Origin of the sequence: Aquimarina aquimarini, assembly GCF_900299535.1 — a bacterium.
Classification (GTDB): domain Bacteria; phylum Bacteroidota; class Bacteroidia; order Flavobacteriales; family Flavobacteriaceae; genus Aquimarina; species Aquimarina aquimarini.
Genome location: NZ_OMKE01000020.1, coordinates 19455 through 35950 on the forward strand (window position 1 = coordinate 19455; position 16496 = coordinate 35950).

A 16496-nucleotide genomic window follows, 5' to 3' on the forward strand; every position below is an offset into this window, starting at 1 on the left:
CATCCTAGACTAGTTAATTTTGAAAAAAACGCTGTTATAATTAATAATAGCTTATAATAAATAACACATGAAATATTACCTTCTTGCAGGAGAGGCTTCCGGTGATTTACACGGTTCCAATCTTATGAAATCCATTCTTAAAGAAGACCCTCAGGCAGAATTTAGATTTTGGGGTGGCGATCTTATGCAGGCAGTTGGTGGCTCTTTGGTAGTACATTATAAAGAGCGGGCATTTATGGGTTTTTTAGAAATAATAACTAATCTTCTAAAGATATTAAAACTAATAGGGTATTGTAAAAAAGATATTATGCAATACCAGCCAGATGCACTTATCTTTATAGATAATTCAGGATTTAATTTACGTATCGCAAAATGGGCAAAACCATGTGGATTTAATACTCATTATTATATCAGTCCGCAAGTATGGGCTTCTAGGCCTGGGCGGATCAAGACTATAAAATCTACTATTGACCACATGTATGTGATCTTACCTTTTGTCAAAGATTTTTATAAAAAACACAATTATAATGTTGAGTTTGTTGGCCACCCATTGATCGATGCTATTTCAGAACATAATCAGGTCATGCCTGAGACCTTTAAAGCTGAATACAAATTAGATGAACGTCCTATTATAGCTATATTACCAGGAAGTAGAAAACAAGAAATTCGAAAAATGCTTGAGGTAATGCTTTCTGTGGTAGATGATTTTCCTGATTACCAATTTGTCATTGCTGGTGCTCCTAGCCAAGATGCTTCTTTCTATACTCCTTTTATCAAAAAAGAAGGAGTTCATCTTATTATGAATAAAACATATGACTTATTAAGTTTAAGTAATGCGGCATTAGTAACTTCTGGGACCGCTACTTTAGAAACCGCATTATTCAAAGTACCACAGGTAGTTTGCTATAAAGGAAGCTATATTTCTTATCAAATTGCAAAACGAATCATTAATCTGGATTATATTTCTCTGGTAAATCTTATTATGGACAAACCAGTTGTAAAAGAATTAATTCAAAATGATTTTACTTCTGAAAAACTCAAAGAAGAACTTTCTATCATTATCGATGATTACAAAAGAGCTGTTATGTTTTTGGATTACTATGATCTAGAAAAAAACCTTGGTGGTAGGGGAGCTAATGAAAAAACAGCCAAATCCATTATTAATGCTATAAAAGAAAAATAAGGGGTTCTCACCCATTATTCATGAACAACTCATAATTGTTTTGTATAATAATTCAGGATTTACTGGCTTATGAAGAATAGTTGCAATACCTACCTCATCAAACTTATCTTTATTTAACTTTTCTGAGATTGCTGTCAACGCAACAACTGGTATTTTTTTGTCATATTTTTTAATATGTTTTGTAGCTTCAAAACCATCCATGTTAGGCATCATAATATCCATTAATATCATAGAGTATTTATTACTTCTCACCATATCAATAGCCTCTTTCCCATCATAAGCTGAATCACATGTAAAACCATAATCCGAAATTATTTTTTTAGTTATTAACTGATTTACTTTATTATCCTCTACCAGCAGAACATTTATATTTTTTTGCAATTCATCTCTACTATCAGCAAATATCTTATTTTCCTCAGCACTTTTTTCAGGAATATCAAAATCGATCTTAAACGAAATTTTAGTTCCTTTTCCTGGTTTGGATTTTATAGTGATACTACTATTATGCAACTCTAGTATTTTTTTTGCTATAGATAACCCCAATCCAGTCCCTCCAAATTTTCTATTTACTTTTACCGAGCCTTGATCAAAGTTTTCAAATGCTTTATCTATTTGTGTTTTAGTCATCCCTATACCAGTATCTCTTATAGAAAACCTAATTTTGGCCTTATCTTCTGTTTTTGATTCTAACACAACTTTTATATCTATATCTCCATATTTGGTAAACTTTAATGCATTCTCCAATATTTTGAGAAATACTTGAGACACCTTGAGCATATCTCCTATAAGGTTTTCTGGGATATCATTATCTATCCTTTTATTAATTACATTATTATTCCCCTTCATAACTACAGAAAAATCTATTAGGTTTTCTAATAATGTTTTTAAATCAAAAACTTCATGTTTCAATTCAAACTTATCCTTTTCAAGATTGTTTAGATGAATAACATCGGTAAGTAAATTCAATAACTGATCACTAGACATAGAGATCAGTTTTAATTGTTTTTTTTGACTTATTGTTAATTTTTCTTTTTGTAATAAGAAGACAATTCCTTTTATAGTGGTAAGAGGTGTAAAAAGCTCATGGGTTACTGAATCTAAAAAATCCGATTTTGCCCGTAATGCTTTGTCAACTTTTTCATTTGCTTCTTTAAGCTTATTATTACTAGAGCTCAATAAAGCATTTACTTTTGATTTATATTTAGATTTTCTGTTTTGTGCTACACTCAATGCGATTAATCCAATAATAAGCACGCTTGAGAGTAGAATAATATATTTATTCGTTTTTATTTGGGATTCTTTTAGTTCATTCTCTACCCTAATTCTTTTATTTTCTTCTTCTTTTAAATTTAATTTATTTGATAAAATACGAGTTGTGCTTATTTCTCTTGATCTCTTATTATAATGTTCAGAAAAACTTTTTGAGGACTGACTATAGAGAAATGAGGCTTTTTTATAATTGTTTTGTTTTTCGTAATAAAATCCTTTTGCATAAAATAATTTACCTTTAAAATTAAGATCAGTAGCATATGTTGATTTTTCTTTCTCTATGATATCAAAGCAACTTCGAGCTTTATCAAATTGACCTAAATTTATATAGCCTTCTGCCAAAAACAGGTTTAGATTTCTTTTTCTATTCCTCTTAACTTGTGTATTAACTACTGCATCTATAGACCTCAAGGCATGCACAATAACCAAGTTCCATTTTTTCTCCCTTAAATACAATAAGCACAAATTATAATTGATATCGATTACATCTTCTTTCTTTCCATATTTGCGCAATAATTTTTCTGCAGTAAGAAAAGCATGATGTCCTTCTTTTTTATTTCCTTTCTCCAGTTCAAATATGCCCATAGACTCATAGTACAGACCTAATTCTCTTTGATCATTTAACTCTTTTATTATCTTAAAATTTTCTGCCAGATACTCTTCTGCTTTTATAGTATCTCTTCTTTGAAAAAAAAAATCTATTATTGCCTTATTAACTTCAAGTTTTATATAGGGGTCATTTATTTCTTTTACTAAATTCTCTGCATATTCTAATAGGTAAGTTCCTTTTTCTTCTCCTTCTTTTGTTTTTGCAGAAAATGATTCTGAAGATTCTTTTAAGATACTTCTTACGCTGTCTATACTAATTTCTTTATCAGAAATCTGGGCTTTTACAGGTATTGCACTCAAATTAACCAGTAAATACAAGACATATAGACACGCACAGGATTTCATTTTTGAAGAGTTTGATTTTCAACGCATTAATATATCAAAAAAAAACACTCCCTAATCCTAAATTTTAAACAAATTATGTAAAATTACACCTACAATATTTTGTCATATTTTACCTCAGACCAAAAGTATTTTTACTAGAATACTATTAATCTTACATCTCATAATTAATTTTTAAACTTTTGAAAATGTTACAAAAAACACGTACTTTGTTATAAACCCAAATCAAATGAAAAGAGTAATTATATATCTTCTGGTCGCTGTTTTACATATTTCCTGCGGAAGTTCTTCTAAAAATAGAGTTGTTATATCTTCTAAAACAAGAGCTACCCATAAAACCAATACAAGAACTGCTCATAAAACCAATAAAACTCCTGGTAATAAAAAAATTAAAAGTATCGTAAAGTATGCCAAAACTTTTAATGGTACTAGATATAAGTATGGAGGTACTACAAAAAAAGGAATGGATTGTTCTGGATTAGTCTATACATCATTCAAAAAGGAAAATGTTGTTCTACCTAGAACTTCAAAAACTATGGCTACTCAAGGTAAGCCTGTATCTCTAAAAAAAGTTACTGTTGGAGATTTACTTTTTTTCAAAACCAATAAAAGAAAAAACGTTATCTCTCATGTTGGTTTAGTAGTAGAAACCAAAGGGGTTATTAAATTCATACATGCCTCAACATCTAAAGGAGTGACGGTATCTAGTCTAAACGAAAAATATTGGAACAAGTGTTTTGCTAGCGCGAGACGAATACTGTAAATCAACGCAACACATTTTTATTTTTTTTAGAAAACAAAAATCATAATTTCAAAAAATGAAACTGTGATTTCATATCATTGCATCATAAACAACTGAATTTCAATTTCAACAGTGTTTTATGAAGCTTCTTAACATCCCTTTTATTTTCATAACGATTTCAACAGGTGTTGGAATTCTACTTGGTTACTATTATGTTGATATTGCTATTAATGCTCTTCTTCCTATTTTTTTCATTTCAACATGTATTCTAAGCGGCACATGGCAACAATCAAAAAAAATGTTCAGTAAAGGGCATTTTTTCACCTTTTCAATGATTCTTTTCTTTATCATTTTTGGAATAACGCTAGTAAAAATTCATAATCCAAAAAATCAACCAAATCATTACATCAACCATATCAACATAAGTCATAAAGATCCTATCGGAATACGATTTCACATTAAAGAACACCTAAAATCCTCTTCATATTACAACAAGTATATTATTTCTCTTAGATATCTAGAAGAGGAGATGGTAGATGGTTTATTACTACTACGAATTTCAAAAGATAGCATATCCCCTACTTTAGAAATTGGTGATACCTATACCATTTATACCAAAATAGAACAAACTCCCAAGCCTCTGAATCCACTTCAATTTGATTATGCAAAACATTTAAGCAAACAATACATATATCACCAAATTACTGCAAAATACCATCAACTCATTCATAACGAAAGAAAGAAATCTTCTCTACCTCAGATAGCGTATCAAATAAGAAAAAACATCAATTTATCCTTGAGTTCTTATTCTTTTACTGATAAACAACTATCTATTATTAATGCACTAATACTAGGACAGAAACAAAATCTAAGTAAAGAGACCTTTGATGCATATAAAGATGCAGGAGCTATTCACATTCTGGCTGTATCTGGGCTACATATAGGAATCATCTTGTTATTTTTAAACAGTATAACTTCTCCTCTTAATAGGTATAAAAGATTTGGAAAAACTCTTCAATTAATCCTAATTATATTATCGCTGTGGTCTTTTGCTATTATAGCTGGATTATCTCCTTCTGTACTTAGAGCAGTTACTATGTTCTCTTTTTTATCAATAGGAAAACATATGAGATCAAAAGCCAGCACTTTAAGTTCTCTCTTTATTTCAGCATTTGTTCTTTTGTGTTTCAATCCGTTATTATTATTTTCTATTGGTTTTCAATTGAGTTATCTGGCTGTACTTGCCATCATCTTGATACAACCACTTATTGCCAAATTTTATGCTCCCAGATTTTATATCTTCAAAAAACTATGGGAGACATTCACTGTTACAATAGCAGCTCAGATAGGTTTACTACCAATAACACTCTACTATTTCAACCATTTTCCGATCTTGTTTTTTGTTTCTAACCTTATCATTATTCCTTTCTTAGGAAGCATTCTTGGGATCGGGATTATTGTTATCATTCTTGCTTCTTTACATATTCTTCCTGATTTTATAAGAAACTTATTTTCTGATTGCATTAGTACAATGAATTACATTGTAGCATGGACCGCACAACACGAAAACTTTATAATTAGAAATATTTATTTCTCTAAAAGCATGCTCTTTTCTTTTTATCTTATCTTGGTTTTTGCAATCGCAACCAGTAAATTACATCTAAGAAAAAGGCTTATCTGGCTAACTGCTCCAATTCTTTTATTTATTGGTATTCTTATCTATGAAAAACATAGTAAAGTAGCTATAGAAGAATTAATTATATATCACACTCATCGTAATACAACCATTGGTTTTTTAAAAAACCAATCTCTCAGAGTATATAGTAAAACTCCTTTATCTAAAAAAAACCAAACTTTTTTATTTGGCAATTATTTGACAAAAAAGCAAGCCTCTCTTGATAGTACAGTGCGACTAAAAAACAAGTATCAATATAAAAAACAAAACATCATTATCATAGATAGTTCTTGTACTTATAACACTCAACTCTATTCTCCTGACATCCTTTTATTATCTGGTTCACCAAAAATACATCTGGATAGGGTTTTATCAATTCTGAAACCCAAACAAATCATTGCAGATGGCAGTAACTATAAAAGCTATATAGACCGATGGGAAATTAGCTGTAAGAAACAAAAAATCCCTTTTCATCGTACAGATAAAAAAGGAGCCTTTGTATTAAAATAAGGGTATCAAAATCCTAAAGTGATACTACAGATTTTTTCACATACTCTTTTCTAATAGAAAGTTTTACTTCTTTTATCATCTTATATAGTGCTGGTATACAATCTCTGGCAAGACTAGTTTGACTATTAAAAAGCACGCAAATACCTAAATCTTCTTCAGGGTAAATTGCAATTTCACTTCTATAATCATTAACACTTCCACCGTGATGAAAAACCATATTTGGTTTTTCTATTTCTTTATCTGTGAGGGTATGAATCCTCCATCCTAGCCCATAAAAAGAGGCGGCATATCCTGGCCATTTTTGATAGTATTGTCTTCTACCTGTTACTTCTATTTTTGGATTAAACACATAATCCATTGTATCAGGCATCATAACTTCAGGGTTATTACCCAATAAAAACTTCATCCATTTTGCCATATCAGAGACACTTGCATTAATCCCTCCTGCGGCAATAGCATTATTATAATATTTCTTATTAATCTGTATTGGAGTCCATCTTTTATGACGACGACGATGGGGTTCTGCTACATTTTCTGATCCTTTAATTGCTTCATAGCTTGCAGAAGCAGAAGTCATTTGTAATGGTTCAAAAATCTTATCTCGTATAACTTGTCTAAAAGGTTTACCAGTAACCTCTTCTATAATTGTACCACTCAATGCAAAAACAGCATTTTGATAGCTATATATTTTTCCTGGTTTATCTATTGGAGTAACTTTCTTAAATTGATTTGCAATAGTCTTTATGGGCACCCCGTCCTCTACAAGATTCGTATAACTATGATATGGTAGTCCAGTAGTATGCGATAAGATATGTGACAAGGATATTTTTTTGGTTTGTCCTAAACTAGAAAATCTAAAATCAGGAACATACTCTATTACTTTATCATCCCAATCAAGCAAGCCTTCTTCTACATGTATTCCTGCCAATATTCCTGCAAAACCCTTAGATACAGAACCTATTCTAAAAATAGTTTTTTCATTAATCTCATCTTGTAAAGCTACATTTCTTTTACCATATCCTCCTATGTAAACAACAGAATCGCATTTCACAATCCCGATTGCAGCTCCAACAATTAATTTTTCTTGGAGTGCTTTTGCAAAATAGGTATTGATAGAATCAATTAATCTTTGTTTATACTCCTCATCAGGGGGATTAAAACTTTCTGATGCTACTACTTGAGCAGATTGTGGTTTTTGAAATGTTTTTGGTTGCTGTCTTGCGGAAACATAAGAAACAAGTAACACAAGTAACAACATAGTCGGGGTGGCTATGGTTATTATCTTTCTCATAAGCAGGTAGGACTCAAAAAAAAAGCAAATAAAACTCAATAAAGTAATTATTATTTTGATGTAGGTATATCCTAATTACCTCAGGCTATATGAGCTATATTTTCTTATCTTTTCAAATCAGATTTGGGTATTAAGTTTATGGTTTATATATGTATATAACGAACAAGTTCTCAATTCATTGTGTACGCAACTATCAGACAAACATTAGTCACATTATTCAAACCCTTATAATTTAAGAAATAAGAGCGCACATAAAACCTTATTTGGTTACATAACCAGCTTAAGATTTACATGATATTATTATCGTGTTTAGCTTCAATTTTCAAAAGTACTTACAAAAGATTCTTCATACTTTTGCCATGCAGCTTTGGTGGTTAACTTTTTATAATCATTAGAATAGATCATTTTCAAGTAGATCTCTAATTGCTGCGGAGTCTTATACCCTACTACTGGAGCTATTAGACTTCCTTTCTCATCAAAAAACACCATACTTGGATAGCCACTAATTTTTAATGCATTTGCAAAAAAGTGTTGGCTATTTCTACCTTTTCTATCTGGATTATGGTTTGGGTTTGTATAGGTAAAGTCATTGTACTCTACCTCTTCTGTTCCTTCTGCATTAAATTTTACTGGGTAGTAATTCTTATTTACAAAAGACACGACATCTTTATTGTGAAATGTTTTTTTATCTAAGAGTTTACAAGGCCCACACCAATCGGTATAAACATCCATAAAGATTTTTTTAGGTTCTTTTTTTTGGGCCTCTAATGCATTATTCATAGTCATCCATTTAATTTCTTGAGATTGAGCAAAAAAGCTCATTAGAAATACAAATAGAACAAGTAGGTTTTTCATAGGTTCTCTTTTTATTGTGTTCTGAATATGAGATTGACAAAACACACTTTTACTGGTAATATATTTTGTCAATCTCATTTTTATAACTAGTCGGAAACAAAAACTGTTCCTTAAATAAAAATTACTTTGCCTTTGGGAAAGCAAGTAAAGTTACATAATATTTATCGCACTCCGTGCATTAGTTTTTTCAACACAGGGTTAAGCACTATCATTATTAGTCCTGCTGCTGCTGGAACAACTGTAAATATCATAAAGAAGGTAGTAAGCGAATATTCTGATGTGATTTTATCAATCATACCTCCTAATTGACCTGCAGACCAGTTACCAAGAAAAATTGCCAAATACCATACTCCAAACATCAAACCAATGAGTTTGGCAGGAACAAGTTTACTTACATACGATAACCCTACAGGTGATAAAAACAATTCTCCTATTGTGTGGAACAGATATGCAAAAATCAACCACATCATACTCACTTTTGCGGTTTCAGCTCCTTGTGGGATCGAGATAGCACCAAATGCTAATAATCCAAACCCAAAACCTAGTAATATCAGTCCGAGTCCAAATTTTACCGCAGCAGAAGGATTGTATTTACTCTCCCATAATTTAGAAAACAATGGTGCAAAAGAGATGATAAATAGTGAATTCAAAATCCCAAACCATGAGGCAGGTACTTCTGTAGTTTCTGCGCTAAATTCTCTATTCAATTTCCAAATTACAATTCCCCAAATAATAGCAAAGCTACCTCCAAGAATGATATTGGATAATGATATTTTTTTGAAAGTCTGTGCAAAAAGCTTCCACAACACCCATGTGATAATCAGTAATGGCACTAATGTTATTATTGTATCTACAATTTTAAAGATATTTGCAGCGCCACCCTCAAGGATTCTATCGGTATATTTATTTGCAAAGATAGTCATTGACCCTCCTGCTTGCTCAAAAGCAGCCCAAAAAAATATGGTGAAAAAGGCTAAAACCCCAACTACTATATATCGATCTCTTTGAACTCCAGAACTCACTTTTACTTCTTCTACTACCTCTTCAACAGCATCTTCTACCACATCATCTATATCATCAAGGTCATATTTTTCCTTAGGAGCTAGCCCTACATTTTCTAATATCCCTTTACCGAACCAAAATTGAAGCATTCCTAGGAACATAAATATTCCTGCCAGACCAAATCCTAAACTCCAACTTACTTTTTCTCCAATATATCCACAAAGCATTATCCCTAAAAACGCTCCTGCATTAACTCCCATATAATAGATAGTATATGCTCCATCTTTTTTCTCTTCATTTTTTGCATACAACCCACTAACTATAGATGTCAAATTGGGTTTAAACAAACCATTTCCTAATATCAAAAAAGCTAATCCTGTATATAAAAACATTGGGGTTTCTATCGCCATAGAAGCATGCCCCAGAGTCATTAATAATGCTCCTAATGCTACTGCTTTACGATATCCCATAAATTTATCTGCAATAAACCCTCCTACAATTGGAGTAAGGTATACTAATCCCGTATACCAACCATATAGTTTTAATGCATCTTCATTACTCCATGCCCATCCTCCATCTGCAATCTTAGTGGTCAAAAACAGAACAAATAGCGCACGCATTCCGTAATACGAAAAGCGCTCCCACATCTCTGTAAAAAAAACCATGAATAAAGAAGGCTTATGCCCTAGTAAGCTAAAAACTTTTGAGTCGTCTTGAACTGTCATACTATTGTTTTATGCGTTATCAGCTATTTCAAAACCTTCAGCTTCTTCATGTATAGTACCTTCTTTGTCTTCTACACCATGAGTAAGTTTCTCTAATTGTTTTCTAAAAGCCATAACCAGCAACCCAAAGACTACACAAAAAACGGCTATTCCTGTAAAGATGGTAAACTCTCCAAGGCTTTCTGCAGATTCTCCTAATAGCCCTGCTACTTTATTTCCTAAACCTGTCATTGCAAAATATACTCCCATCATTAATGCTCCATATTTCACAGGAGCTAACTTGGTGATAAAAGATAAGGCTACAGGAGATATACAAAGCTCTCCTATTGTATGAAATAAATATGCCAATACCAGCCAATACATTGCTGAAGATCCTTCTGTATTAAACTCCATAGAAGCGGCTGTCATAAAAAAGAATCCAGTTCCCATTATAATAAGTCCTATAATCATCTTGAATAAAGAACTTGATATCTTCCCTTTTAATTTTCTGTTCGCCCAATATCCAGCGACTAATGTTCCTAAGAAAATAATAAACATCGCATTCAATGACTGAAACCATGAAGCAGGAACTTCCCACCCTAATAACATTCTATTTGTTTTATCCTTGGCATATATATTCATCAATCCTCCAGCTTGCTCAAATGCTCCCCAAAAAACAATTACCAATAAAAATGAAATAAGAAGTACTACTATTCTATCTTTTTCAATTTTTGTAAGCGGTTTATTCATTGCTTCTTTATCTTCTTTTTTCTCAGAAGTTCCTAAGAAATTACCAACATTGGCTAAATATTTTTGTCCAATTAGGTACTGTAATAGCCCTAATGCCATTCCGATTCCTGCCAAACCAAATCCATAATGCCATCCATGTACTTCTCCTACATATCCTACAATTAAACTTGATAAAAATGCTCCTAGATTAATTCCTATATAAAAAATAGTAAATCCTTTGTCTCTACGAATATCTCCTTGCTCATATAGTCCTCCTACCATCGTAGATATATTTGGCTTTAACATTCCTACACCAGCAATGATCAAACCTAGCCCTGAGTACCATGCCCACATTTGTTCTATTGCTAAAACACTGTGTCCTGCAACTAATAAGATTCCTCCTACCAATACAGATTTCTTTTGCCCTAAAAATTTATCTGCTATCCATCCTCCTGGAATAGACGCCACATAAACAAGCATGGTATACCAACCATATAAAGATAAAGCCTCTCCTGATGACCAACCTAACCCAGCATTTTCATCCATCGTTTTTGCGGTTAGATACAAAACAAAAATTGCTCTCATCCCGTAGTATGAAAAGCGTTCCCACATTTCTGTAAAAAATAATATATATAATCCCACCGGATGCCCAAAAAGCTCTTTTTGGTGAGCTGCTTTAACTGTATTTGCCATTATGTATGTTTAATTAATTATAAGTTGTTTTTTATGAAGTTAGTCATCTTATTGTATAAATGTAACCTTGTGTTACCACCATAGATTCCATGATTTTTATCGGGATAAACTGCCCAATCAAAATCTTTATTTGCCTGTACTAATGCTTCTACCAATTGCATTGTATTCTGTACATGTACATTATCATCTGCACTACCATGCACTAGTAAGAATTTTCCTTTTAATCCATTTACAAAATTAATTGGTGAATTATCATCATATCCCTTTGGGTTTTCTTGTGGGGTAGTCAGGTATCTTTCGGTATAGATAGTATCATAAAATCTCCAGCTGGTTACAGGGGCAACAGCAATTGCCATTTTGAATGTGTCAGGGGCTTTAAACAAGCAATTGCTTGACATAAAACCTCCGTAACTCCATCCCCAAATTCCTATTCTGGAAGCATCAACATATGGTAAACCACCAAAATGTTTTGCTGCCGCTATCTGATCTTGTACTTCTAGGTTTCCTAAATCATTTTGAGTAGCTTTTTTAAACTTAGCCCCTTTCAATCCCGTTCCTTTTCCGTCTACACAAGCTACAATATATCCTTGTTGTGCTAACATCATATACCAATAATCATTTGCACTACTCCAAGAATTTTTTACCGATTGAGATCCTGGGCCAGAATACTGATACATCAACAATGGATATTTCTTGGTTGCATCAAAATCTTTGGGTTTAATCATCCAAGTATTCAATGTTTCACCATTGACTTCTATTGTAGAAAACTCTTTTGGGCGTACATCATATGCTGCAAGTTTCTCTACTAATTTTTTATTGTTTTTAATCTCACGAACAACTTTTCCTGTCTTACCATCGTTAAGAGTATATTCATAAGGAGTTGTTGCATTAGAAAAATAATTGATGTAAAAGCTGAAATCTGCACTAAACTCAGCATCATTCGTTCCTTCTTTTTGACTTAATCTCTTTTTATCTTTCCCACTCAATGCTACAGCATAGATATCTCTATTTACACTTCCGTTTTCTACACTTTGATAATAGATGTTTTTATTCTTTTTATCATAGCCGTAATAATCAGTTACCTCCCAAGTACCTTTTGTCAACTGATTAATTAACTCCCCAGATTCTTTATAATGATAGATATGGTTATACCCATCTTTTTCACTTGTCCAGATAAAACTATTGTCATCTAAGAATGTAAGATTATCAGTAATATCAATATATGCTTCATCTTTTTCATTAAGAACAACTTTTGGTGCTTTGGTCTTAGCATCTACAAAAATTAAATCCAGATTATTTTGATGTCTGTTTAATACTTGTACACTCAAAATATCTGGATTTGCTGTCCATTTGATTCGTGGGATATAAAAATCTTTATAATCTCCCAGTTTAATTTCATCTAAACTCATTGCATTTATATCTGCAAGATACAGAGAGACTTTTGCATTTTTCTCACCTGCTTTAGGGTACTTAAATACTTGTTGTTTTTGGTATAAATCTTTACCATATACATCCATAGAGAATTCTGGCACTTCTTTTTCGTCAAATCTCAAAAATGCAATTTTATTACTATCTGCACTCCAGTCAAAAGCTCTTACAAAAGCAAATTCTTCTTCATACACCCAATCAGTAATCCCATTAATAATTTCATTTTTCTTACCATCATCTGTCAATTGAACTTCTTGACCAGTTTCAAAATTGAGCATATATATATTGTTATCTAAAACATATGCTATCTTTTTACCATCAGGCGATAAAAGAGGGGATTGTATTTTTTTATCACTTACCTTAAAAATTCCTTTTGAGGGCACATCATAAATATGATAAATTCCTTTTGAAGAGTGACGATATATTTGCTCTAGCCCACTAGAAAGCAAAATTCTATTCTCATCCTTACTAAAAGAATATCCTTGAAACGAATCAAGATTATCTATAAGAGATGTGCTTACTAATGTTCTAGCTTTCTCACCAGTTTTATATGTATATACTTCAATATTGGTAGCTCCAGAAGTTCCATCTCTCTCTATAACCGAATACTCGGTTCCGTTTTTCATAGAATGTAATGATTGTAATCCTTCTGTTCTAAAAGCTCCTCTCCAAATTTCTTCGAGAGTAAAAGCTTTATTTTGTGCCGATATGGCTAGAGTAATAAAAAATGTTATTGTAAAAAACAATTTTGTAATTTTCATCTTATATTTTTAAAAATTGTTAACGCCAAGAATAATAAAAAATCCGTGAAAAATACAACAATTGCTGTTAAATACCATAAAACAACAGCCACATAGAGGCTTTTTTTAACATATCGTTAATTTTATGTATTTCCCCCATCGTTGGTTTAAGTGATATCCGTATTGTTGAATCCTCATTGAGTTTGCATAAAATCACCTGATTAAATCATTTTATCCCATTAAGTATCGTATATTTTATATCAAAATCTATCTTATAATTATATATGCAAAAGGTTTCAATAGTAATTTGGTCATGCATATGATAAAACAGAATAGTATATTTGAAGGCACTAAATAATAATTAAAGATAATGGCGGCTGTAGTTTCTGGATTTTCCAAACTCTCAAAAAATGATAAGATTAAATGGTTGGCAGAACACCATTTTGAAAATGATCAAAATACAATTGACACTCTTATAACTTACTGGAATTCTGACAACCAACTCCAACAATTACACGATGAATTTACAGAAAACACTATTTCTAACTATTATCTACCCTTTTCTGTAGCTCCAAATTTCTTAATCAATAACAAACGCTATACGCTACCTATGACTATAGAAGAAAGCTCTGTGGTAGCTGCGGCAAGCAAAGCTGCTAAATTCTGGCAAACACGTGGCGGATTTAAAGCGGAAGTAATCTCTACTCAAAAAGTTGGTCAGGTACATTTTATGTATACTGGGGATGTTGAACAATTATTACATTTTTTCACCTCTTTAAAACCTAAATTGTTTACGGCTGTTTCTGAAATAACCGAAAACATGAATAAACGAGGTGGAGGAATTACTGATATTGAACTTAAAAACAAAACTACTGAAATAGACAACTACTATCAATTGCATTGTACTTTTGAAACGGTAGATGCTATGGGCGCAAATTTTATAAACTCTTGCTTAGAGCAGTTTGCAAAAACATTAATTACTGAAGCTAAAGAATATTCTGGTTTTTCTAATCTCGAGAAAAATATCGAAATCATTATGAGTATTCTTTCTAATTATGTACCACAGTGTTTGGTAAAAGCTTCTGTTTCTTGTGCAATAAAAGAGTTACCTAGTACCCCCCTACTTTCTTCACAACAATATGCTGAAAAATTTGTACGAGCTGTACGTATTGCAGAGGTTGAACCTTATCGTGCTGTAACTCACAACAAAGGGATTATGAATGGGATTGATGCCGTTGTACTAGCTACAGGAAATGATTTTAGAGCAATTGAGGCTGGAGCACATGCGTATGCTTCAAGAAACGGACAATACACCAGTCTTACTCATGCAAAAATACAAGATGATATTTTTACATTTTCTATAGAATTGCCTTTAGCTTTAGGAACCGTAGGAGGGCTAACCTCTCTTCATCCTTTGGTAAAACTAGCTTTGCAACTTCTAGAAAAACCCAATGCAAAAAAATTAATGGAAATTACTGCTGTAGCAGGAATTGCGCAAAACTTTGCAGCTATCAATTCTCTTATTACTACAGGTATTCAACAAGGACACATGAAAATGCACCTTATGAATATCCTAAATCAATACAAAGCTACAGAAAGCGAAAAAAAACTACTTATAAAATATTTTGAAACCAATGCGGTAACCCATAGTCAAGTGGTAACCCAAATTGAAAAACTAAGATCCTAAATGAAAAAGTCCTTTTACAGTCATGGTAAGTTATTGATCACATCAGAATATCTGGTACTGGATGGAGTACAGGCATTGGCAATACCCACCCAAAAAGGACAATGGCTAACTATTGAAGAAGAAGAAAATGATACCCATCAAATCAAATGGAAAAGTCTGGATGAAAACAATCTTTGCTGGTTTGAGATCGACCTCATCTTAAAAGACACTTCCTTTCAATTATCTGATACTACCAGTTCTGAGGGTCATGACATCATCAATACACTGATCAATATCCTAAATACAGCAAAAGAATTAAATCCTAATTTTCTTGCCACAGAAAAAAGATATATTGTTGAGAGCAAACTAGAATTCAACCGCCAATGGGGACTTGGATCTTCTTCTACTCTTATTAATAATATTGCACAGTGGGCAAAAGTAGATGCGTTTACTTTATTAGAAAAAAGCTTTGGAGGCAGTGGGTATGATATTGCTTGTGCACAAAATGATTCTCCTATACTATACAGACGTAATGAAGGCAAACCGATCATAACAACAGCTAATTTTACTCCTTCTTTTAAAGATGACTTATTCTTTGTTTACTTAAATCAAAAACAAGATAGCAAGGCATCTATAAAACATTATCAATCACTACCTCTTAAAGATTTTGACAAGGCAGAAAATTTGATTAACGATATCACTTCCCAAATTTTAAACTGTGATACACTCGAAGAGTTTAAGGCTTTAATCAACGCTCATGAAGAGATCATATCCAAAATAATAAAAACTCCTACCATAAAATCAACTTTGTTTCCCGATTACACCGGAAGTATAAAAAGTCTCGGAGGATGGGGAGGCGATTTTGTATTGGTTACTGGAGATATATCAGAAATGACATATTTTAAGAACAAAGGATACACAACTATAATACCTTATGTAAAAATGGTATTATAGCAACTTTATTTTGTTATTATTATTGAAATACGCATCATACACATAAAGAACAATTATTACTTTCTAGATATTGAAGTGATTTAAACTTTTTTGATTCTGGCGAA

The 16496-nt window shown here is 32.1% G+C and carries 11 protein-coding genes; 5 read left to right on the forward strand and 6 right to left on the reverse strand.

Features of this window, described 5'->3' with window-relative positions; genetic code table 11:
* Nucleotides 1-67: 67 nt before the first annotated feature.
* On the forward strand, nt 68-1183 hold the full coding sequence (gene lpxB / locus DG508_RS10520) for a lipid-A-disaccharide synthase (RefSeq protein WP_108868098.1): 1116 nt from the start codon (nt 68-70) through the stop codon (nt 1181-1183).
* 18 nt (nt 1184-1201) lie between these two features.
* Here lpxB and DG508_RS10525 read toward each other — a convergent pair whose 3' ends face one another.
* Nucleotides 1202-3406 (reverse strand): hybrid sensor histidine kinase/response regulator, encoded by a 2205-nt coding sequence (locus tag DG508_RS10525; protein ID WP_108868099.1) that lies wholly within the window; start codon nt 3404-3406, stop codon nt 1202-1204.
* 226 nt (nt 3407-3632) lie between these two features.
* Here DG508_RS10525 and DG508_RS10530 point away from each other — a divergent pair, with 226 nt between their 5' ends.
* Both DG508_RS10530 and DG508_RS10535 read left to right on the forward strand, forming a co-directional pair.
* Nucleotides 3633-4166: a C40 family peptidase gene (locus tag DG508_RS10530; protein ID WP_108868100.1), complete on the forward strand. Its 534-nt coding sequence runs from the start codon at nt 3633-3635 to the stop codon at nt 4164-4166.
* A gap of 118 nt (nt 4167-4284) precedes the next feature.
* Nucleotides 4285-6330 carry a ComEC/Rec2 family competence protein gene (locus tag DG508_RS10535; RefSeq protein ID WP_108868101.1) on the forward strand — a complete coding sequence of 682 codons (2046 nt, stop codon included), beginning with the start codon at nt 4285-4287 and terminating at the stop codon, nt 6328-6330.
* A 13-nt stretch (nt 6331-6343) separates the two neighbouring features.
* Here DG508_RS10535 and DG508_RS10540 read toward each other — a convergent pair whose 3' ends face one another.
* The 5 genes from DG508_RS10540 to DG508_RS10560 form a co-directional block, all read right to left on the reverse strand.
* On the reverse strand, nt 6344-7621 hold the full coding sequence (locus DG508_RS10540; RefSeq protein ID WP_108868102.1) for a serine hydrolase domain-containing protein: 1278 nt from the start codon (nt 7619-7621) through the stop codon (nt 6344-6346).
* A 315-nt stretch (nt 7622-7936) separates the two neighbouring features.
* On the reverse strand, nt 7937-8476 hold the full coding sequence (locus DG508_RS10545; RefSeq protein ID WP_108868127.1) for a thioredoxin family protein: 540 nt from the start codon (nt 8474-8476) through the stop codon (nt 7937-7939).
* Between the two features lie 161 nt (nt 8477-8637).
* Nucleotides 8638-10203, reverse strand: a complete 1566-nt coding sequence (locus DG508_RS10550; protein ID WP_108868103.1) for a peptide MFS transporter — start codon at nt 10201-10203, stop codon at nt 8638-8640.
* 9 nt (nt 10204-10212) lie between these two features.
* Nucleotides 10213-11604 (reverse strand): peptide MFS transporter, encoded by a 1392-nt coding sequence (locus tag DG508_RS10555; protein WP_108868104.1) that lies wholly within the window; start codon nt 11602-11604, stop codon nt 10213-10215.
* 17 nt (nt 11605-11621) lie between these two features.
* Nucleotides 11622-13793: a S9 family peptidase gene (locus DG508_RS10560; RefSeq protein WP_108868105.1), complete on the reverse strand. Its 2172-nt coding sequence runs from the start codon at nt 13791-13793 to the stop codon at nt 11622-11624.
* A 349-nt stretch (nt 13794-14142) separates the two neighbouring features.
* Between DG508_RS10560 and DG508_RS10565 the strand changes: the two genes are divergently transcribed.
* Both DG508_RS10565 and DG508_RS10570 read left to right on the forward strand, forming a co-directional pair.
* Entirely contained in the window at nt 14143-15459 is a 1317-nt protein-coding gene (locus DG508_RS10565) for a hydroxymethylglutaryl-CoA reductase, degradative (RefSeq protein ID WP_108868106.1), read from the forward strand.
* Complete coding sequence (locus DG508_RS10570; protein WP_108868107.1) at nt 15460-16392, forward strand: GYDIA family GHMP kinase; 933 nt, start codon at nt 15460-15462, stop codon at nt 16390-16392.
* Nucleotides 16393-16496 lie beyond the last annotated feature (104 nt).

Excerpts from the sequence above, each read along its gene's own strand:
- DG508_RS10525 (WP_108868099.1), bottom strand. The coding sequence starts at position 3,406 with ATGAAATCCTGTGCGTGTCTATATGTCTTGTATTTACTGGTTAATTTG.
- lpxB (WP_108868098.1), top strand. The coding sequence starts at position 68 with ATGAAATATTACCTTCTTGCAGGAGAGGCTTCCGGTGATTTACACGGT.
- DG508_RS10540 (WP_108868102.1), bottom strand. The coding sequence starts at position 7,621 with ATGAGAAAGATAATAACCATAGCCACCCCGACTATGTTGTTACTTGTG.
- DG508_RS10535 (WP_108868101.1), top strand. The coding sequence starts at position 4,285 with ATGAAGCTTCTTAACATCCCTTTTATTTTCATAACGATTTCAACAGGT.
- DG508_RS10545 (WP_108868127.1), bottom strand. The coding sequence starts at position 8,476 with ATGAAAAACCTACTTGTTCTATTTGTATTTCTAATGAGCTTTTTTGCT.
- DG508_RS10530 (WP_108868100.1), top strand. The coding sequence starts at position 3,633 with ATGAAAAGAGTAATTATATATCTTCTGGTCGCTGTTTTACATATTTCC.
- DG508_RS10560 (WP_108868105.1), bottom strand. The coding sequence starts at position 13,793 with ATGAAAATTACAAAATTGTTTTTTACAATAACATTTTTTATTACTCTA.
- DG508_RS10565 (WP_108868106.1), top strand. The coding sequence starts at position 14,143 with ATGGCGGCTGTAGTTTCTGGATTTTCCAAACTCTCAAAAAATGATAAG.
- DG508_RS10555 (WP_108868104.1), bottom strand. The coding sequence starts at position 11,604 with ATGGCAAATACAGTTAAAGCAGCTCACCAAAAAGAGCTTTTTGGGCAT.
- DG508_RS10570 (WP_108868107.1), top strand. The coding sequence starts at position 15,460 with ATGAAAAAGTCCTTTTACAGTCATGGTAAGTTATTGATCACATCAGAA.
- DG508_RS10550 (WP_108868103.1), bottom strand. The coding sequence starts at position 10,203 with ATGACAGTTCAAGACGACTCAAAAGTTTTTAGCTTACTAGGGCATAAG.